The organism is Myxococcus sp. AM009, assembly GCF_013372605.1.
In the GTDB taxonomy this organism is placed as follows: Bacteria; Myxococcota; Myxococcia; order Myxococcales; family Myxococcaceae; genus Myxococcus; species Myxococcus vastator.
This window is the reverse complement of sequence record NZ_JABXEP010000469.1, coordinates 1-431: the sequence shown is the minus strand read 5'-3', so window position 1 is coordinate 431 and position 431 is coordinate 1. Positions and strand designations below refer to the sequence as shown.

At 62.6% G+C, this 431-nt stretch carries 1 protein-coding gene; it reads right to left on the bottom strand.

Features of this window, described 5'->3' with window-relative positions; all coding sequences use genetic code 11:
• On the bottom strand, nt 1-431 hold a 431-nt coding region (locus HV824_RS36430), incomplete at both ends, for an FAD-binding protein (RefSeq protein WP_176425342.1).

Below are 431 nucleotides of genomic sequence, written 5' to 3'. Positions count from 1 at the left end.
CGGCTGCCACCGTCTCGTAGTCCAGCGGCACCACATCGGGCAACTCGTTCATCGCGGCCACCAACTCGCGCAACGAGCTCGCGTGGACGCAGTCCACACCACGATCGATGAATGCCTGCACCGGTCCGGACGGGCCGGCGTGAGCCCGAGAGCGCAACAGCTGGCCCAGGCGCCGACCGGTCAAGTCAGGGTTCTGCTCCTGACCGGACAGCGCGAATTCCTTCTCGATTATCTTGGCATTCAACACGAACCAGGTGTAGTCATGTCCAGACTTGGTGATGTACTCCAATGTGCCGAGGGTGTCGAACCCGGGAAACAACGGTACCGGCAACCGCTTGCCCGCGGCATCCAGCCATAGCGACGACGGCCCCGGAATAATCCGGATACCGTGCCGCGGCCAGATCGGGTCGTAGTTGGTAATGCCTTCGGTG